Origin of the sequence: Vibrio sp. A1-1, from assembly GCF_021728175.1 — a bacterium.
Classification (GTDB): domain Bacteria; phylum Pseudomonadota; class Gammaproteobacteria; order Enterobacterales; family Vibrionaceae; genus Vibrio; species Vibrio diabolicus.
In genome coordinates this window covers 1-19709 of sequence record NZ_JAKKCL010000022.1, presented here as the reverse complement: position 1 = coordinate 19709, position 19709 = coordinate 1, and the positions used below count along the sequence as shown (strand labels likewise).

General features: G+C 38.4%; 24 protein-coding genes. 14 read left to right on the top strand and 10 right to left on the bottom strand.

The features are described from left to right. Positions 1-25: 25 nt before the first annotated feature. Positions 26-331, top strand: a complete 306-nt coding sequence (locus L3V30_RS21990; protein WP_237309888.1) for a hypothetical protein — start codon at positions 26-28, stop codon at positions 329-331. A gap of 11 nt (positions 332-342) precedes the next feature. Here the strand turns inward: L3V30_RS21990 and L3V30_RS21985 are convergent, their stop codons facing one another. The 8 genes from L3V30_RS21985 to L3V30_RS21950 all read right to left on the bottom strand — a co-directional run bounded on the left by L3V30_RS21985 (position 343) and on the right by L3V30_RS21950 (position 6802). Continuing rightward, a complete protein-coding gene (locus L3V30_RS21985) occupies positions 343-531 on the bottom strand; it encodes a hypothetical protein (RefSeq protein ID WP_237309886.1) in 189 nt (62 codons plus the stop codon). Continuing rightward, the gene (locus L3V30_RS21980; RefSeq protein ID WP_237309884.1) at positions 524-1057 is read right to left on the bottom strand and encodes a hypothetical protein; all 534 of its coding nucleotides are present in this window, start codon (positions 1055-1057) and stop codon (positions 524-526) included. Before L3V30_RS21980 ends, L3V30_RS21985 begins: the two co-directional genes overlap by 8 nt. 239 nt (positions 1058-1296) lie before the next feature. Next, positions 1297-1785, bottom strand: coding sequence for a hypothetical protein (locus L3V30_RS21975; RefSeq protein WP_237309882.1), 489 nt, complete (start codon positions 1783-1785; stop codon positions 1297-1299). A 10-nt stretch (positions 1786-1795) separates the two neighbouring features. Beyond that, positions 1796-2230, bottom strand: coding sequence for a hypothetical protein (locus tag L3V30_RS21970; RefSeq protein ID WP_237309880.1), 435 nt, complete (start codon positions 2228-2230; stop codon positions 1796-1798). Positions 2231-2566: 336 nt separating this feature from the next. Continuing rightward, positions 2567-3826, bottom strand: a complete 1260-nt coding sequence (locus L3V30_RS21965) for a Y-family DNA polymerase (RefSeq protein ID WP_237309878.1) — start codon at positions 3824-3826, stop codon at positions 2567-2569. Continuing rightward, positions 3826-4233 (bottom strand): translesion error-prone DNA polymerase V autoproteolytic subunit, encoded by a 408-nt coding sequence (umuD, locus tag L3V30_RS21960; protein ID WP_237309876.1) that lies wholly within the window; start codon positions 4231-4233, stop codon positions 3826-3828. Before umuD ends, L3V30_RS21965 begins: the two co-directional genes overlap by 1 nt. Positions 4234-4766: 533 nt before the next feature. Beyond that, a complete protein-coding gene (locus L3V30_RS21955) occupies positions 4767-5723 on the bottom strand; it encodes a DNA-binding protein (RefSeq protein ID WP_237309875.1) in 957 nt (318 codons plus the stop codon). A gap of 221 nt (positions 5724-5944) precedes the next feature. Beyond that, positions 5945-6802 (bottom strand): hypothetical protein, encoded by an 858-nt coding sequence (locus tag L3V30_RS21950; RefSeq protein WP_237309874.1) that lies wholly within the window; start codon positions 6800-6802, stop codon positions 5945-5947. Between the two features lie 342 nt (positions 6803-7144). Between L3V30_RS21950 and L3V30_RS21945 the strand changes: the two genes are divergently transcribed. Beyond that, on the top strand, positions 7145-7819 hold the full coding sequence (locus L3V30_RS21945; RefSeq protein ID WP_140208019.1) for a ParA family protein: 675 nt from the start codon (positions 7145-7147) through the stop codon (positions 7817-7819). Positions 7820-7874: 55 nt separating this feature from the next. Beyond that, the gene (locus tag L3V30_RS21940) at positions 7875-8219 is read left to right on the top strand and encodes a hypothetical protein (RefSeq protein ID WP_140208020.1); all 345 of its coding nucleotides are present in this window, start codon (positions 7875-7877) and stop codon (positions 8217-8219) included. A 67-nt stretch (positions 8220-8286) separates the two neighbouring features. Here L3V30_RS21940 and L3V30_RS21935 read toward each other — a convergent pair whose 3' ends face one another. Then, positions 8287-8922 carry a recombinase family protein gene (locus L3V30_RS21935; protein WP_140208021.1) on the bottom strand — a complete coding sequence of 212 codons (636 nt, stop codon included), beginning with the start codon at positions 8920-8922 and terminating at the stop codon, positions 8287-8289. 244 nt (positions 8923-9166) lie between these two features. On the opposite strand from L3V30_RS21935, the gene L3V30_RS21930 reads away from it, so the two are divergent. The 10 genes from L3V30_RS21930 (at position 9167) to L3V30_RS21885 (ending at position 18433) form a co-directional block, all read left to right on the top strand. Further along, on the top strand, positions 9167-9493 hold the full coding sequence (locus L3V30_RS21930; RefSeq protein ID WP_237309873.1) for a hypothetical protein: 327 nt from the start codon (positions 9167-9169) through the stop codon (positions 9491-9493). 33 nt (positions 9494-9526) lie between these two features. Continuing rightward, positions 9527-10114 carry a hypothetical protein gene (locus tag L3V30_RS21925; protein ID WP_237309872.1) on the top strand — a complete coding sequence of 196 codons (588 nt, stop codon included), beginning with the start codon at positions 9527-9529 and terminating at the stop codon, positions 10112-10114. 60 nt (positions 10115-10174) lie between these two features. Then, on the top strand, positions 10175-10630 hold the full coding sequence (locus L3V30_RS21920) for a hypothetical protein (protein ID WP_237309871.1): 456 nt from the start codon (positions 10175-10177) through the stop codon (positions 10628-10630). A 95-nt stretch (positions 10631-10725) separates the two neighbouring features. Continuing rightward, entirely contained in the window at positions 10726-11580 is an 855-nt protein-coding gene (locus tag L3V30_RS21915; RefSeq protein ID WP_237309870.1) for a hypothetical protein, read from the top strand. A 272-nt stretch (positions 11581-11852) separates the two neighbouring features. Then, a complete protein-coding gene (locus L3V30_RS21910) occupies positions 11853-12167 on the top strand; it encodes a hypothetical protein (protein ID WP_237309869.1) in 315 nt (104 codons plus the stop codon). Beyond that, positions 12151-12741, top strand: a complete 591-nt coding sequence (locus L3V30_RS21905; protein WP_237309867.1) for a hypothetical protein — start codon at positions 12151-12153, stop codon at positions 12739-12741. Before L3V30_RS21910 ends, L3V30_RS21905 begins: the two co-directional genes overlap by 17 nt. Positions 12742-13607: 866 nt before the next feature. After that, complete coding sequence (locus tag L3V30_RS21900; protein WP_237309865.1) at positions 13608-14615, top strand: DNA mismatch repair protein; 1008 nt, start codon at positions 13608-13610, stop codon at positions 14613-14615. Positions 14616-14628: 13 nt separating this feature from the next. After that, a complete protein-coding gene (locus tag L3V30_RS21895) occupies positions 14629-15561 on the top strand; it encodes an AAA family ATPase (RefSeq protein WP_237309864.1) in 933 nt (310 codons plus the stop codon). Positions 15562-16680: 1119 nt separating this feature from the next. Further along, a complete protein-coding gene (locus L3V30_RS21890) occupies positions 16681-16875 on the top strand; it encodes a hypothetical protein (protein WP_237309862.1) in 195 nt (64 codons plus the stop codon). Continuing rightward, a complete protein-coding gene (locus tag L3V30_RS21885; protein WP_237309860.1) occupies positions 16862-18433 on the top strand; it encodes a hypothetical protein in 1572 nt (523 codons plus the stop codon). The genes L3V30_RS21890 and L3V30_RS21885 overlap by 14 nt, the downstream gene beginning before the upstream one ends. Before the next feature lie 138 nt (positions 18434-18571). On the opposite strand, the gene L3V30_RS21880 is transcribed toward L3V30_RS21885, so the two are convergent. Then, positions 18572-18943 (bottom strand): hypothetical protein, encoded by a 372-nt coding sequence (locus L3V30_RS21880; RefSeq protein ID WP_237309858.1) that lies wholly within the window; start codon positions 18941-18943, stop codon positions 18572-18574. Positions 18944-19155: 212 nt separating this feature from the next. Between L3V30_RS21880 and L3V30_RS21875 the strand changes: the two genes are divergently transcribed. After that, positions 19156-19709, top strand: a 554-nt coding sequence (locus L3V30_RS21875) for a hypothetical protein (protein ID WP_237309856.1), incomplete at its 3' end; no start/stop codon positions are given.

The window sequence follows — 19709 nt, the reverse complement described above, 5'->3', positions numbered from 1 at the left end:
GTCTCTTCATGAATAGATTAAAGTAATGCAACTAAATGTACATATCAATAGAATCAAACATAAGCAATCACTAATGCAGTATATATTAAACAAAGCCTTAGAAACTCTTCTACGCCTCGGTGTAAATCGCTCAGAGCGAGCCGCTATTTTGGGGTGTAATGATGCTGAGGTTAAGGCTGAGATAGTGGTTGAGCTGGGTGCAGTCCTTGATGATGTAACCGTGAGAGAACCTTCAGCCCGATTATGTGGGAGAAGGCCGATTGAGTTGCTTAGGACAGGGGATGTAGTATTGATAGCAGAGATGTTCACTGCATTAAAAAAGCCTCATTGAGGCTTTCTGTTTTATCGCTTTGGTTTATTAATAGGTTTTGGGGTTGGTGGGTTTTTCTTCTTATCTTGGTGATCGATTGTGCCGACAAACCTGAACGCAGCCTCAAATACCTCTTGTCCGTAAATGTTTTTTCTGGTTACCTTGTCACCTGTTAGTAACGCGATTTCATCTCCAACCTTCTTTATAATCCGTTTACTCATCCCCAAAATCTAATTCCATTTGATCACCAACCTTCAGCTCATCTTCTTCAATACTAACCACGATAGGCTCTATTCTTTTCCAGATCGGCAGATGGTATATCGCCTCAGTAGTAACATCTTTAGCCACAAAATATGAACCAATAGCGGCATAAATAAAACCAGACGACTCATCAAGTATCAGGCCATGAACCAAAGAACCAAGAGCAATGGCTAGGGTGCCCAGAAGTAATGTAGGGTAATAGGTTGATGGATTTACTCGCAGGTGTGGACGCTTACCTATCATTTCCTTAAAAAATGGGGTTTTAACGTAAGCCTTTCTGCGGTCAGCTATTTTGCTGTTGATTGTAAGTGTCGCGAACAGTGCCCCAATCGGGGCTAGAGCAAGTAAGGGGTTGGCTATAAAGGCCAGAATAGCTATAACTGCCAATACTTCAGCAATTTTTAATTTAGTTTTTTCTTGAATTTCCCACCCTGCCTCAACTGGTGAGACGGAGTGCTTTTTAGGTTGTTTAGTTTGTATTTTCATCCTCTTTTTGTTTGATTTTTAATCTTTGAATCTCCACATTTCTGTAGGAGTGGAGCTTATTAATTGTCTTGTTGATCTCAGTTAGGCGCTTCATCGCTAGAGAGACTGAGGTAGCCGAACTAACGCCAGCCATCCTTGAGGCTTCCCTAACCCCGATGTTGCTATCAGAGCACAACAGTCTGACTGCCTCTTTAACCTCGGCTTTCATCCTAACTAAGGTTAGAAGCAATTCTAATTTTTCAATCTGTTTGTTGTTCATTTGTTTGCATTTTTATGTATGTATTAACAATATTGTCAGCATCTGACTCACTAAAACTATACATCATGCGCAGAAGAGTTTTTACTACTCTAGGCTCCAGTTCATTTACAGCCTCACTAATCGTGTTACTCAAAATCAGATAGTTCAAAACGTTCGGGTCGTCAGCTAATCTAGCTAGCATTCCTGCATTTTCAAGCAGTTGCTCTGCATTTTTTTGAGTTAGAATATTCCAGCGCCTTTCTTTGTTATCGATAGCCTCGATCATGTGTTTTTGTATGTAGTTGCGTACCAGTTGATCAGATTCGATAAGAAATTCATCTTGACTGGGTTCAGGTTCGGCAGGCTTTCTGGTTCCATCGAGGTTGTAGGCTTGGGTATGTAGATTTTTTAGCGTGGTCAGGCATACCGAGGAGACTGTTATTTCGTCGATGGTGTGGTTAATTGATAAAAAATTCTCTTTGTTAGTCATTTGCTCCGTTTTATTTAATATTTCCTAGGCTCTTAATATGGCTATCATCCTTCAAAAGTTGGTTGTACTCAGCCTCCCAATCTCTTTCAATTTGGCGCTGTAATCGACTAAACTCCCGTCTGATTTCGCCCAACTTTTTTTCAGTAAGACTTATTCCGTACCTCATACTTAACGATTTAAGGTCATCAGGGTCATTGCTATTCAGCAAAGCCATTTCGAGGATCTGATGAACACCGTTCTCGTAATTCACATCAACCTCAATCTCGTTCGATGGAGAATACTCGTTCTCGATGTAGTGCATCATTCCTGTTTGCATCCTAAAGTTGAGGCGAACGCCACCAACAACCAGAACACTCTCGTAGACAGCGAAATAATGCGTGTATGGGTCGCGGCAAGTAGGCTGAATCTCTTGCTTCCACTCGATCTGCTTTCTAATTATCGTCATTAATTTGTCTTTTATTTTTTTAGGCTAAGCGCCTGTTATACTTAAATCGTACAAACTAGATTACACACCTTCAAGTAAATGCAGATATTTTTTTAAATTATTTTCATCAACTTAAGACTATGATTGAGGTGACAACTTTTTCACTAGTGAAAATATCGAAGGTTTACCGACAAGATTGAAAAGGTGACAACTTTTTCACTAGTGAAAATATTGAAGGTTTGCAGACAAGGCTGAAAAGTTGACGACTTTTTCACTAGTGAAAATATTGCAGGTTTGCAGACAAGGCTGAAAAGTTGACGACTTTTTCACTAGTGAAAATATTGCAGGTTTGATTGATTAGCACCGAATTCTAGGTAAATCATGCCAATTTGTTGTGTATCTAGGCGTTAGCATATCTCTGCGCATCGCCCATTTTTTCTCAATCCCCTGCGCCCCGAGAAAAAGAGTATCTGAGCCGTAGCGGTGGTTTAGAGCATCATAGACCCCCATCAGCTTAGGGTTGTTGGGATTTTGATTAAAAAGATCGGGTTGTTCATTTCTGCCATCCGCGAGATCTAAAAGGCCAACGCCTATTTTATAAAACCTTACCCCTTCCTGATAAAGCTGGTTAGCGAGACTTGAGGCAATACGTGTTATTTGAGTGACATCTGAAGTTGGGTAGGCAAAGCGGTGAACTGCACGGCGAGTAACCTGATTTCCCTCATCAAACGGTGATGTACTAGCAAAACACATCATCACACGGCAAAGCGATTTTTGTCGGCGAGCCTTCATCGATGCTATGTTTGCGTGTTGACATAAAGCCTGCGTTAACGATTCTAGGTCTGTTATTCTCTGCCCTGCGCTGCGGGTTGAGAAAATTTGTTTCTTATCTACTCTAGCGGAATCCCATGATTTGCATTGCTGTCCATTAAGTTCGCGCACAGTTCTCTCAACCTCTACATTAAACTCTTTACGAATCAATGCAGGCGGGTAGTTCGCAAGCTGCAAAGCGGTGTTGATGCCCATAAATTTGAGGCGATGATATGTTTTCCGACCAATTCCCCACACATCATCAACCTCAAGGTGAGATAAAACCTCTATCCTCTCCTGCTCTGAATCGATAACACAAACCCCGCGATAGCCCGGAATTTTTTTGGCGGCATGATTCGCGATCTTGGCTAACGTCAAGGTTTCCCCAAACCCAACACAAACAGGCAAACGGCATTCCTTCCATACAGCTCGGCGTATCTTCGCACCATGCTCCTTAAGGCAAGGGATGGCTTTGCTAGTGCGCTCAAAGGAAAGAAAGGACTCATCAATACTGTATATGTGCTGGTCTGGCGCAAAGCGCCCGATAACGTTCATCATCTTAGCTGACAGGTCAGCGTATAGCTCATAGTTGGACGATAAGGCGATTACGCCACGCTGCTCACATAGAGATTTGATTTTAAAATAGGGTTCAAATTTAGGCACTCCAGCGGCTTTGGCTTGCCTATTTGCAGCCACAACACAGCCGTCATTATTGGAGAGAACCACTATCGGCTTACCTCGCCATTCTGGTCGAAACACCTGCTCTGCTGAACAATAAAACGAGTTAGCATCCACCAAGGCGAACATTAGCTAGCTCTCAGTAATGGGCTTGGACGATGACAACGGATAGAGCGAATAACCACCCCCTCCATTGAGAATTGGTCACATTCGTTGATTTGAACAGGCAGGTGTTTTTCATTTGCAGATAACAGCAGGCGGCGGTAAATGTCGATCTTCTTACAGATAAACTCGCCATTCAGGTTTGCAACCACAATGTCCCCGTTTTGAACCTGAACAAACCGATCAACTATCAGTAAATCGCCATCAAAAATTCCAACCCCTTCCATTGAATCGCCGCAGGCACACCCAATAAATGTCGCGCTCGGGTGCTCGACGAGAAGCTGGTCGAGGTCTAAATCTAATTGTGTGTACTCAGAAGCGGGGCTTTCAAAGCCAGTGATTCCCGCGCTAGCAGAAATTGGAATAACTCTCATAAAACAAAAAAACCACTGTTTATATATACAGTAATTTTATTGCGAAAATGAGGTTTTGCAAGGATTTTGTAGGTTGATGGTTGGTGCTAAAACAGCTAACCTATCTTTGTGTGGTACATCATCAAAGCCTCGGCGTCGTTTTTCGATTTCGAGGCTTTTTTGTTTCCTAAGATTAAATAAGAACTGAGACACTGCTTGCAACTATCTGATTTAAAAGGCGTTGACCATCATTGACCACGCATGGTCAATAAGCAGCAATGATCTAGTTTTTTAAAAAATCTGGCAGGTTGATAATTGCAGCTAAAACAACTAATCTACCTTTGTTGGATACATCATCAGAGCCTCATGGTCTTTATCACGATCACGAGGCTTTTTTGTTTTCCGCGATTAAAAAATGAAGAAGAATGAGCTAGTTATTTAAAGAATCGGACAGGTTGATAAATGCTGATACAGCAGCTAATCTATCAAGCGTTCGGTACATCATCAAAGCCTCTTGAACACTAGAATCATGAGGCTTTCTTGTTTCTGCTTTATTATTTCTGATCTCGTCTCAGAGCTAAAGATAAAGACTCTCGCTCGCGTTCAGATTGTGAAAGGTCGTGTTGAGTTTGAGAAAGTTGTTTTTGAAGCTCAATAAGCTGGCCTTGGAGTGCTCCAAGTTGTCTACTATCACCTCTCGCCTCAGCTAGCTCAGAAGTTAGGCGGCTGATTTCATTTGTTTGATTTTCAAGCTGCGTCTGAAGCCTGATTGATGCCGATTTTTGCTCTGCTAAATCCGTCATGGTTTGATTGTGAAGCTCAATCGTTTTCTGATGCTGCTCTTGCTCCAGTTCTCTCTTAGCTTGCTCAACACTCAACAATTTTAGTTGTTCGCGTAGGCTAGAAGCCTCCTGTTCCGCTCTATCAGCACGCCTATCTGCGGCAGTAACTAGAGCCTCTGCTTCTTGTTTCGCGTTGCTAACAATAAGGTCGCTCTTGCTTTCAATAGCCTTAATTTCGCTCTCTGCTTTACGCTCAGCTTCTTTAGCAGTCTCTTGAGCATCCTTCATGCCCTGTTCGGCCTTCTCAGCGCGTTCTTTTGCTACTGTGACCTTATCATTAGCCTCATTGATGGCTTGATCTGCCCTAGCCTCTGCTAACTCAACGCGGTGAGTGCAATCAGCCTCTTTCTCAGCTAATAGTTCGATGGCTTCATCAAGTTGAGTCTTTTGCTCTGAAATGATTTTTTGAAGTTGTTCCGTTTTTCGGTCAACAACAGACTGAACTTCAGATGCTAGTAATTTGGCTATTGAGCTAGAACCTAGCTCGTCTGCCATGCGCATCACTTCTGCGTTTCGTTTATCGAAAAAATCACGAAGGTGTTTTGAAACAGTTTCTGTTTTGCCTCCCGTTACAGCTATTACGCCGCGAACAGTTGGGTTAATCCCCTGTCCTAGCATTGTGGAAGCCGCTTTACTGACCTGATCGAATGAAACGCCCTGTTGTGACATGATTTTTAATCCTTATTCGTGTGATGCGGTTATTATATATGCAATTGAGGGAAACAGGAAACATATGTTTCCTTTTATTAATGTTTCCCTAATTCATACAACTTCCCTTCTGAAACAAGAGTGCAAACACTCAAATACACACACCAGAGTGTGTATACACATACACACTAGAGTGTGTATACACACCAAACTAGCCTAACATGACAATTCGTTGAAAAGCCTTACGCTAAAACGTATGAACCGTTATCGAGGCGTTTAAGTACATTCCTGTTTGCCAGCTCTTCTAAATATTTTTTGATCTCTTTTTGTTTAATAACACCTTTAAATGCTTGCCATACATCGCGATGCTTAGGCTCAATAGATTTGCTTTGGATAGCAACGCGCATATTTTCCAAAATTTGCTCAGGCGTTGTCGCAGCAACAAAAGTAACTTCTGGTAGCGTTTCAACGTGTGTCGTTTTACGTTGTGTTTCAGTTACGAAACCAGCAGAGACGGGACTTTCAGGGTAGTTTGTTTCATCTTGTCTCGCAGTGTTTTGCTGTGCTGTTTCTCGGTTAAGGTGAAACAAAACGAATGTCATGGCGATACCGATGGCCTCAAGGCCAACTGCAACTATTAACACAAGTTCAGTTGAGAGTGATGAAAGTAGGTTGTTGTCAGTTGCACTGGATGCAGCCTCAATAGCCTCATTTAGATCAGACGTTTTTTGAGAGATTAGGTTCGTAGTGTTTGCTGCTTTGGATACATGATTGATTGATAACTGTGTAGAACGTAACTCTTCTAATCCTGTGATTTCGGTCTGAATAGCCTCAACCTTAAGCTGTGCGGCTTTTGCGACCTTAGAGTCAGAGAGCATTGTGTCTATACCGTTTTGAAGCGAGAACACCGATGCTGCACCACTAACTCCAATTAAGCCGACACTTAGGACTGCTAGGAGTAGGGCTGTCACTTGACTACGAGAAACAATTTTTGCAACTAGGGTAGGCGCATAACTCTTGAATGCATCGAAAACCAAACCGACTAGCGCGAAAACGATTGGCATCCCTGTGGATGCGCCCAGCTCATACATAAAATGCATTGTGAGGTACAAGCTGATCGCACTAGATGTAAAAAGGATTAGATAGCAAAAGATTTTGTGAGTGTTTGTGTTTGTAGTAATATTCGTCATGATTAGCTCTAATTTTTAGCGAAGTTTGGGTTTGTCACGCCTCCTTCTGGCTGCAACCGGAAGGAGGTTTTATTTTGATTTTTCAATGTGTGTATACACACAAAGGTGTGTATACACACACCAATATATATAATAAAAACCAACGGTACAACAGTATTTTGGTTGATTATTAAAAATATTTCATGCACAGTTAGACAATGTGTGTATACACACAGAGGTGTGTATACAAACTAATTAAATGGAAGATAAAAAATGCCAGTATTAACCATCAGTGCAGAAAAGGGTGGGTGCGGAAAAACACTTCTAGCAGTCACTATCGCAGCAGCCGCACAAAATGCGGGATTAAATAAAATTCTAATCATAGATGGCGATAGTCGAGAGGAGTCTTATGAATGGGCAACGGCTCGCCTTGAGAGCGGGTTAGGTCAGGGTATCGATACACTAAAGTTCAGTCATGAGTTGAGTGCTGAAGCTCAAGGAATCGACATAGAAGCGGTATCATCTAATTACGATCTTACGATTATCGACACAGCAGCCACGCACTCAACGTTTAGTAATGACGCAATGATTGCTAGTGACATGGTTCTAACGCCGTTTATCGTAAACGAGAAAGATGCTAGGGTTAAATCAGTGGAACGCGCACTTAACATCCACAAGGTTCTAAACGCGCACTTCCCTCACATCAAAACAAAAATTCTGATGACTAGAGTTTCTACGCTTAATCAGTTCCAGCAAATATCTAGAGTTAGAGAGATGATTGAACAGGCCGGAGGTGAGTACATATCGTCATTTCTAACAGATTTAAATCCATTTTGGAAAGATTGGGATCGTGGCTTAAGTTGTTTTGAATCATCACTAAAAAGTGCAACCAGAGCACAAAAAGAAGCTAACGATTTAGTTATAGAAATCCTAAAGGAGTGTGTATAATTTGTGTGTATACACATACACACCACTATACACACATAATAGTTAAAGAAACATTATGAATACAAGCACTAACGAATCATCGATTGCGGCACTGGCAGCAAAAGCTAACGAAAAAAAGAAATCAGAAAACAAAGGCAGAGAAGCATTAGCAGAAACACAAGCTCAAAATAACAAATCAGCAAAACCAGCACCAGAAAAGAAAGTAAGCAAAGCTGGTAAACGCCGCAATGTCTACTTTAACCCTAAGTCCCTCGAAAACCTTGTTCGCATAGAGGAAATGGATGAGGTTGGCCTGAGTCCAGCTATTCAAGCGGCATTATACATGTTTGCTAACGCTACAGATAAAAAGCGCAAAGCAGTGTATAAAGAGCTAAGGATACAGTGCAAATCCGATGATTAATGGGGACTCAGAGACAATCATATATCGATAATGCCTCCTCAGGTGAAGGGGGCATTTTCACACCTGTCTAAGCAATACCAAGATCTTCCTTCATCTTCTTCGCAACTCTCGTCACCGTTCGTGGGGACGTTCCTGTAAGTTCAGCTACTTCGCTTATGGTTAGACCATTCACTACTCGCAATTTGTATATTTTCTCATGCTTTTTGAGATCAGGTTTTCGCCCAGTGTATCTTTTTTGGGCTTTGGCCTTTTCTATACCCTCACGTTGGCGGTTGCGCCTTTGGAGATAGTCACGGCGCGACGAAACAGCCAGTACATCCATCAAAAGACCGTTCAGTCCGCGAACTATAACCCTCGTAAACTCATCATCAAAATCAGGAGAAAGACACATATGACTTGTTGGTAAATCCAACGAAACAACCCTTATCTCTTTTTGATTAAGCAGTTCCTTAAGTTGGTTCCAGCCACTTTCGTCCAACCTCGACAATCTGTCGATTGATTCAATAAGAATTACATCTCCTCGCTCTGCGTCATCAAGAAGCTTCATAAGCTGAGGACGTTTAAGGATAGCTCCTGACTCATTCTCAAGATAATAACCTGCGACTCTATGACCTCGCTCCCTAGCAAAATCAATCAAGGCTTGTTTAGCTCGGGAGGCATCTTGTTCTTTGGTTGATGCCCTAAGGTATCCAAAAATATACATTTGATTGCTCCTGTGGCGATTTAGGCCATATACATTATGTCATTAAAAGTAGGTCATATAAGTTATGTCATATGCATAAAAACATCCAGTTTTTATGGTGGTCATATGGGTATACCCAAAAAGCACAAATAAAAGTAAACTTTTTTAGTTTACCACTTGAAGTAAACCAAAATGGTTTATATACTTATCACAAGAAGAAGGAAAACCTCGATAATAAATTTGAAAAAATAGTGAATTAAAAAAGATGAAAACATACGAAAACGTAAACATTACTTATGAAATTATTGAAGAACAGGTTTCATTCGGTGGCCGTCCATTTTTTGAAGTAGTAATTGAAAACCTTAAAACCAACAACGCTTGGAAATTCCAGTTAGATGTCGATGGAGATATTGACGGGGATTGCTGGTACTGGATGAATGGTGATGAAAACCCACTGTTAGAAGATGAAGAGGAAAAAGAGTTTCTTTATGTGCAGGGTATAGCTATTGAGTACATCAGAGATCTCATTAAAAACGAAGATACAAAGATTAAGATTGAAAATCTTCTAGAACTTCAAGGGGAAAATTCATAAATAGTTATGTGGGGCGACTAAGGTCGCCCTGATGTGAAACTTAAAGATAAAAAGAAATATGCTATGCAAGCAATGTTATTAAAGGATTATATAGAGAAATATTACGGTAGCTACTCAGGAGCAATAGCTACTTTTGCTGAAGCTATGGGTGTTGCAAAACAACAGGTTAATAAATGGCTAACAGGAGGCTGGTTAGTGGTTATAGCATCAAATAACCAACCACGAATGGTATCACCAAAGCACATACTACCCGAAACCCCTGTTGCAAAAAATATCTTCATATCTGAGATAAAATACCCAATGTATGACGAAAAAAATAGCTCAGATCCTGTTTATCTATCACTTTGTAAAGTGACCGGAGAGATAGATATTGTTAGAGAAAAGAATGATGAAAATATCAAGAAATACTTTTTTACAGTAGATAGCAGATTGTTTGAGTACAATTCCGTAATCAAACAAATAGTTCCAAAACTTCAAAGGCTATTAGCTATTAATTCTGCCTTAACATACACAACCAAAGACTCTTCAATACCTGATCTTACGGCTAGAATGGAATTAATATTGTTCGACATTCAACATGATTTGTACATGTGCAATTCTTTTGATGATGAACAGTTTTAATGACAACTAAAGAATACAAAATAACTCAAAACCCGATAAAACTAATAATAAATACAACATATGAACAAAGAACTACTCACAAATTCTCAAGAATTTAAATACTGCCCTGAGCTTACACAAGAATTTCCAGAAACAGGAAGATACACTAATTTTTCGATCACATGCAAAAATGAAAGAAGCTCTTTCAGCAAGGTATTGAAATATGATCGAGTTTTAAAAGCTTTTGAGATTCAGGATGAATCAATGGTGCTTGATGATGTTCAGGCGCTAATGAATATGAGAGAGGAAATCCTTAACGACCTCATTGCTCTCGATAGTGAGTCTCAACTTACAGACATTATTGATAAAATTGCTGGAAATTATTTTGATGTTTTCAAAGAGGGTGGGGTTCTGAGTTTTTACACAGAACTAGGTGTACCTGAGGCAAATGTTAGGCAGTGGCTATCTGAAGGTGCTCCTTTAGTGGCTATAGAGATGGCTCATGAGTATGTCAGAAACCTCAACAATTCCATTTAAGCAGTGAAAGCTCCCGTTTGGGAGCCACAAACGACAACTTATTAACACTAAAAATAACGAAATAACTCTACAAAAATAATAAAAACAAACAATATATGAAAATTACTGTAAACAAGAGCATTGTACGCGCTGACAATTGTCACGACATTTTAAGATCTTCATTTATTCGATTCCTAGTTCGTAAAAAGCCTAGCGTTTTTGATTGTAAGGGAAGCAAAAAATCTGAGTCTGAGTATGAATCAACGATACATGCGACCTTCGACTCAGGTAAATACACGATTAAAGAGATCAAACCTATTGTCTCAGCATTTAAGAGGGAATGGCTGAATTCAGATAGCTACCTAAGTGCTGGGTTCGCTAAATCTCAATTGCTTGAGCGAGGTTGGACAAAGGGAGCGATAGAAAAATGGCTTGGTGGTTGTGATATCGAGGTTGATAACCCGCACTACAAGTCAGGTGCGCCAATGCAAATTTATAGTCTTAACCGTGTGCTCAAGGCCGAATCTAAGGAGGATTGGCAAGAATGGTACGAAAACTCACTGAATAAGCGCTCAAAACTCTCAAATGCAGGAAAGGAACGAGTAGAAAAAATTAGGTCTGAACTAATGAATCAGGTTAATTCACTAAACATATCGTTCCCTAAAATGACTAAGCAAAAGCTAAGGCTCGTTGCGGTAAATCACTACAATGACTCGGCTATCGAGAGAGGCAAGAACCTTATTACTAAAAACGATCTATGGGATGATTCGTTTTTAAACAGAATTACTGTTAACTACCTTCGACACTGCTATAACGAATATGATGAGCGGCTTTGGCGTATGACTGGAATGGTCGGTAATAGGGATGCTTATGTTGTTCTAAAAACCAGAATTCTTAGTCAGATTGCATCTCAGTACCCTCATCTAGCGAGTGAGGCCGGAAGACAGGCAAGTAGATACAAGCAAAAATAAACTGGAAAGGCTCCCGAATAGGGAGCCATAACAAGAACCTATGAACATCAAAATATTAGCAAGATCAGCACTAAAGACCGCAAGTTCCTCGAAAATACAGCTAGTTTGTGGCGCGGTGCTTGCCTGTGTGGTTTGGGATTCTCAGGGATATGAGCTAGCATTTATTGCGCTAACGCTAACCTTAATCGCTTTCAGGTTCACTCGACTAACGCTAGACGCATATAAAATAAATCTCCTCCAAGAAGGAGAGAAAAAATTAAAACAAAAATAAAATGAATAAAATAAAAGAAGAGAAACTAATCAAAATTTTAGTTGAATCAACATTAAAATTAACATCAATAATGTTTAAATTTTTATATGCACTAATAATTATTGGCACAATTTTCGGCTCAATGGCTATAACATATATATCTATTGATTTTTGCATATTTAAATCAGAATGCTTACTAATCAAAAGTCGTGACATCGTTGTTTGGGGATTATTATCTCTTATGCTTATCGCTTTTTTTGAAATGGCATGTGCTTTTGGTAAAAGAAACGAAAATAAGGTTATCTGCCTTCCTGACTTACGTGAAAACAAAGAATAATAATTATAACAATATAGAAATGAAAAAAATAAACCCAAATTATCCCAATATCGTACTCCAAACAATGCTATCTATTATTTTTACAGCAACTGGATTGGTAGCACTTTCGTTATTTGCTGCCTCGATGTTAGACTTAATAGATAACACACCTTCTATACACCATCTAGGTCAGTATTCATTATTCCCTCTAGTTATTTTAATTTTCCTGTCTATATGTGAGGAGCAACCTTCAGGGTGCGAAAAACGAAATGATAAAGAAAAGATAATTATTGATATTATTAAAAACCTTATCTCAATTTGTGTTTTGTTTTTATTTATACATTATTATTTGCCTGTTATTGTTGTTACGGCAATATGTTTTACGTCTCCAATGCCACACATTGACGCTATTAATATTTTATCAGGCTTAAATCAGCTTGATTTTCATGGAGTGACGCACCTTCACATCTCATTATTCATAACAGTAATCGCATGTAAGATATTTAATAACTACCTAATCGCTGAAATAAAGGCTAAAGAACATGATAGTTGTGAGGCCACCTGCCTTCCTGACCTTAGACAGAACAAATTTTAGCTAAGACAAACAAAAAAGGCTCCCATTTGGGAGCCTAAAAAACATCATGGTTGGCAGCACTGTTTTTTTTCATGTCAATATTTGAATAGTACTAACTAAATCCCCCCAGATCCAAAATCTCATACAAAACCACCTCAAAGATCCATTTTACTACCGACAGTTAGATCGTTAAGGTCGAAATTCTCTCTGAAATCCACTTTAAAGCCCATTTCTACACTAACCTAAGTATTTCCATCACTAAGCCAAGAAAAACAGATTACAGAGCGTTTAAGTGCGTTTTTGATAGCTCCTAAGCCATTAGTTGTTGAGATCTTTGGGTATTTTGTTTATCAAATCTACGAAAGATCTACAAAATCCGGCCTGAGAAGCCCTGTGAAGCTCCCACACTAGATTTTTCTACGTTCGATACATAACTGTATGATCCACCTCTCAGAGATGCATACAGAGATAATACTGAGCATAAAAAGCAGGTCTAGCAGGGCTAAAATCGAAAAAGATCATGTTTCTGATCTTAACTGTTGTTTATCAAAACACGAACCATACGTAATCACTAGAAACTGAAGCTCGAAAAATTTTGTTAAACCCCCTTAGGGTTTGACGAGATTTTTGAGCAGACAACGAGCCTCAGCGAGGCGTCAGTTCTTTTAAATCTTTAAGTACTTCTTAAAAGTACTTAAAGATACTTAGGAGACCCCAAAAAGTATACTACTCGGAGAAAAAGATATACTACTCGGAGAAAAAGATATACTACTCGGAGAAAAAGATATACTACTCGGAGAAAAATTATTGCCTTAACATTGAATCTAGATATACTACTCGGAGAAAAATAAGATAAAAACAGTATCCTACTCGGAGAAACAAAACCAATGAATGGACTCCTGAAAATCACTGAGGAAAAAGATCGCAAAAACACCCCGATCTCTTCCGCTTTATATGGAAGAGTTTCGATCTTTCATCCATCTCAACGATTAACACCTAACATGAAAGCTCGATTGGTTGAGGTTGCTCAGTCAGGGGGTACAGATCTTAACAACCCACTGGAGTCGGCAGACCTTGAGTACAAGGGCGAAAAGTTCAGAATTGGATTGCATGTAGACTATTTATTGCACCCTCATAGAGATGTGCTTGAGATGATCATATCCTATGCTCGCACCGTTCAACTTCACGACGAATCCTTCGATAACGGTCAGCGCCTTACTTGGTTTGGGGTGTTGTCATCGATATCAGGGATACGTATCTCCAACCCTGAAAAAGAAAAGTCCGACATAATCAATAGTGAGGCAACTGTTTTCTCAATCAGCATGTACGATTTAGCTAAACTACTCAAAATCTCACCTACCCGAAAAAACTATGATCAGATTGAAAGACGAATAACACAACTAGCTACAGCTAAAATTTCCATCAGCACGTTGAATGACGATGGTGTCCCTATTGATGTTAAACCGTTTAGTTTTGTTGAAAGTTTTCGTTTTTGTTATGACTCATCAAAAGACAAAAATAAACGTTCTGACAAGCAAGCTACTAACCATGTGTTTATAGTGCTAAACAATCAGTTAGTCGAAGCAATTGTTGATTATCCAACTAAGCATTTCAGAAAAGATCAGTATAAGATCGCAAACTACAACTCCCTACCACTAAGATCGCTCATAAAGTGGCTAACAACTAACGAGCCAGACTACCTTCATACAAAAAAAATGGAGTGGGTAATCGACAGGTATATAGACTCTGTAGCTACATCAACATCAGCCTCATTTAGATCAAAGCTAAAAAAAGAATTGCTTTCAAATGCTGAGCAAATTGAGGCAGATTACGGACTGAGAATAGCTATAGGTTCAAAAGGTGAGTTCCAATTTTTTAATGTGAATAATAAGTAGGTAGTTAATTGCTATGGTCGATTTTTCCAATCTTTCTTTTATTTCAGCAGGTGAATTGATTGATAGTGGTGATGTTCCCCCGCCGGACTTTGTGCTAAAGGGGTTAGAATCAGCTCACGTGGGAATGTTGATAGCAGCCCCAGAAATGGGGAAAAGCCATTTATGCTTTTCAATCGCTATTGAGCACTCAACTTCTATGAAATTACTCGGCATATCAGCAGCTAAAACCGCCCAAAAAACCTTACTCATTAGTGCCGAAGATAGTGTTTCTGTTATAAAGAACCAACTATCAAAAAAGATCAAGTCATTGCCTGCAAAGGTTCGTAAGCAGGCACGAGACAATATATATCCTTTTTCAGCAACACTTCCTTTTGTTACACCTAATGATGCAGCACTATCAGATCAAAATAACACTAAGGCTTATACAGATAAAATCATCGAACTGATCCGAGAACTAGGTATTAGCCTAGTTGTTATTGATACAGTATCCGAAGTGATTGGATCGTGTGATGAGGTTAAGCACGACAGAGTTATAAAAACTGCATTTCAACGTATAGCTAGAGAAAGTGGAGCAGCTTTACTGCTTGTTCACCACGTAAATAAGGCCGAAATAAAAGGCGAGCACGAGGTATCAATGGCCTCTGGCGCTGGATTAACCACAGTAATGAGATTATCAAAGCTGATTCTAGGAATCACATCTTCAAAGAGAGATAAGAGAAGACTGAATTACCTTAAGGCTAACTATTTATCTCAGGAAGAAAAACAAAGTTTTGATATAGAGTTTAATAATGGTGTTTTAGTAAACACTAATATTGAAACTTTTTTCAAGGAAGGTATAGATTCCAGTGCCCCAGAGCGACCTGAACCAATAATAGTGAAAGGCTCTAACCCTGAAGCAGACATAAAAAACAATAAGCGTCGAAGCTCAATCAGAAAAGCCTTTTAACCGAGATGAATAAAAAACGCTCACTTTACGGAGCATTTTCCATTATTCGAGTTGCTTTAAGTAGTTTTTGATGGCTCTTGATTGAGTATCGCTTAGACCTGAGATGTTTGGATCTTTGGTTATTAGCTCTAGTGTTGAACGGGGAGGTCGGCGTTGCTTTAGAATCTTTATGGTTTTGAGGTGGTTGGATATTGATAACAGTTCGTTCATTGTCATAAAAAGGATGAGCGTTATTAGGAATGCTGTAGGTGCGTTAATAAAAAGACTGTAACCTATATCATTAGTCAAAACGACAAGTCCCACGACGACAGGGATTAATAAAGTACAAACCCCTATGAGTGGACTCCGTACACTCAAAAGCTCCTCCATCAAAATCCTAGTTTTAAAATCCATAACAGATCCTTATGGTTACAAAAGTTACATTCCTAGAAGTAAAAATTGTAACCGAAAAGAGAATATAAAACAGGTACTTATAAACAGGTTACATTTTCCGAAAAAAAAATGTAACCGCTGAAACCCTTACAGGACAAGGCTTATAGCCAATTGGTTACATTTTCCTACCCATTCTTATTAAATAGAGAGTGAAGATAAAAAAAATAGTAGAGGTGTAGAATCACTGATTTTGGCCTAAAATGTAACCTTTATAGTTAAATTCCTGATTTTTAAGGTTAAATTGAGTTACATTTTATTAAAGTCGGCTGTAACTCAACGTAACTTTTGTAACCCGTTTTGTATCTGCGTGAATTATATAGGAGTTTGCGGTTACATATTTTTGTAACCTCCTCCCCGCCAAGAGAAAAAACACTCCATTTTATTTTTCCAATTTTTATTGGTAGTATTTCATTGTTGCTTTGATTGTTGTTGAGGTGGTTCTCGATAATATGCAACTATCTCTCGTTTTTGGCTTGGGATTATAGATTGAACATTAGATACCCGCTCCTGAGTGGGTATTTTTTTACCTAAATTTTTTCATTTTTATTTCATATGCGTTTGACATTAAGGAATGAAAATTACTAACCTTTTTTTGTGGGCACAAATTGATTGTAATTTTAACCACTGCCGAGGGGCTAACCATCTCTCGTTAATTAATCTATAAATCCAAAAACTAAACGAATAATAATGAAAAACACCTCTTTTGGCGGTAATTCCGCACCCCAGCATCAACTAACTGAACTCATGAAGGTCAGAATAACCTCTGACCAGAAAAACTGGCTTAAAACACAATCTAATGCATCTAGGTTAATCAGGAATGCGATTGATGAGTTGATGAAAAAGTCTTTAAATAGAGTTGGTGGCGATCATGGAAATGCTTAATAATGTTGTATCTATTGAAAGCTCGATAGATAAGGTAGATGCGCAAACTCTTAAGCTTGCAAATGAAATCAAATTCGAAATCAATAAACTGCTAGGTATTACCGAATCAGAGTCTGTCGATTGGTTAGATATCCCTATTGATTACGTCGCCTTACATAATCAATTGAAAGGTTCGTTCTATTCGAGTGTTAATCGACGCATTTATTTAGTTAATGAGGATGGCTCTCTTATTCAGTTTGATGGAAGTGAGGCAATATCAGCCTTAACACGACGATATGGGGCAGCTATAGATGATTTGGAACTGGAGGATATTGTTGAAGACCGTGTTCGTCGGATCACCAATGGAAATGCAGAACGAAAGTCACTTTTGAAAAAAATTTCTGAGGTTCCATCAAAGTCTTTAATCAGCTTCATTAAATATTATTCACAACGAGATAAAATTAGTATTGAAGTGGATATTTTCGCTGAAGACAGTTATATACGATTAACTCCTGATTCAGCAATTATCAGATTCAATCATATTCCGTATGAATGTAAGGTCTCAGAAAATAACCTTCGAGATGATATAATCAGTGATTATAAAATGCATTTTCCTCAATTGGATGATCTTTTAAAATTAATTGTAGCGAGTCGTTTTGCTAGAGATAGAAAAAAATGTTATCTGTGGCTAAAGTGTCAATCGGATTGGGGAAAAGGATTTTTGAGTGGGGTTCTATCTGAGCTTGGCTTGGTCGTTCATACAAGTGTGAAAGAAATCGAAAGAATGATGTCAGGATCACCCGTTGCAAAAGACTATCCTGCATTTAAACGTGCTCTAATTCTCTGGATTGACGAGTTTAAGTCGATCAAATCTGAGGTAAAAGAGCTATGCTCCAGCATTAATATTTCTCCTAAAAACCAACTAAGTGTAACCGTCCCTCTGTATACAAAACTCTTCACCTCAGATGAAGGGGTGAGTTCAATGGCAAACGAATATGGAATAGAAGATCAGTTTGCCAATCGATTCAGTTTGATTGAGGTAGACGGCAATATCGAAAAGCGTTCTAAGTGGCTAGAGGTAGGTAAGGCTGTTTACGCTGATAACGTCGGTAGTTATGCAGCAAACACCATTAATAAAATGATTGATGAACTCAGAGTTTTAGGTGAAATTGAAGCCTCAATTGAAGCAGATAAAATCATCGCTGAGTTTGTTTCTAAATACGGAATAGATAAGAAGTTTAGTCGTCTGTCTAGTAGTCTAGATATGGTGGTTTCAGAAATCTCTTCTTATATCTATGAACGTTACAAAAGTCATCCATCAGCGATGAAGATTGAAGGGTATATTTATCTCAGATCTGCAAGCAAAGAGGTCGGTAATATAATAACAGATATTTTCGACAAAAGCATGGCAGGAACATACATCAAAAAGAAAGACCAGATTATTAAAAAATTGAGTTTGTCTGGAGAAGGTGTAAAGGTTGTAAGAATTGATGGCACAACGGTACGCGCTGTTATCGTAAGAAAACCTGAAGATTTTGATTTTAATTTACCTCCAGAGTCGAGCGAACCGCCATGCTAAAGAATATGAAAGCCTCCTTAAATGGAGGCTTTTTTTTTGAATTATTATTTAGGTAGATTATGAACATGAGCTTTTCCATTTTTAATCTTATGTATCATGTCGTTCTTAAATAGATACTCTATAACCCCTTTTCTTTTATTATTTATTTTTATCATCATTAGTTTTCACTTTATTTTTGAATTTCCTAGTGTGTTGCGGTAGATGTTTTTGTATGAATAACTCTAGCTGATATTCTGGAATATTTACAGAAATACTAGCATCCTTTTTAGATATACCAAAACCACTTTTAAATAGCTTTGTTAGATGTTTGTTTGAGAATCCTCTTGATTTATATATATCAATTATTTCTTTGAATTCTAATAGCTGGTTTTCATATTTCGATTTCAATCTATTAATCTGAATCGGCTTAAGTCTGCCACTCTCAACCTTTCCCAAAACCAACTTCAAAAACTCTCTTTTTTGCGCCTCATTTAAGTTAAGGTGATCAATTGAAACTTTATTTTTTTTCATAATATTTATTCGTTTCTCATTAATTATAGTAACCACAAAACTTTGATTCAAATATGTGAATTTGTGTAGTCAAAAAAATATAGTATCATTAAGTTAGGTGGAGAAATAAATTGTGGAGGCACGTCCACATTGTCTACATTTTGCATCCGCAAAGACAATATCGTGCCTTAAGGGCAAGCCCTTAAGAAATCCAGAAAAAAAACAAATAACTAATGACAAATAGAGAGAAAAAGGAAAAGTTAACTAAAGTAATTAGTTACAGAATTAGTAGAGAATTATATGATGAAATTAAGCCCCTTCTATTGAATGGCGAAACTCTAAATTCTTACGCTAGAAATATGATAGATGTTGAGAGAGTTATTCCTCCTGAAGATAAATCTAAAGAACTAAAGGCAGTAGCTATTTTGCAAAATGAATCTGAGTGTTTTGATTCTTTTTCAAAAATATTTTGGGGGATGATAAATCAAGGCTCTTTTACTAAAGATAATATAGACTTCAATATCACTAAATTTTTAATTACCTTGAGGCGAATTTGTCATTCATTATCGATTGTTAATTCAGTTAAATCGGATTCATCGAAAGGTGTTAGTAGAAGCAATGTTTCGGATATTGTATTTGATAATGATTTTGATGCTGAAGGTAGGGGTGGAGTTAAATTAACATTTCGCGTTACAGAATCTCTTTATGAGTCAATAACTGAACGAGCGAAAGGCTCAGAATCCATTCATCAGATCTGCCGACTAATGTTGACCTCTAACTATAAAAT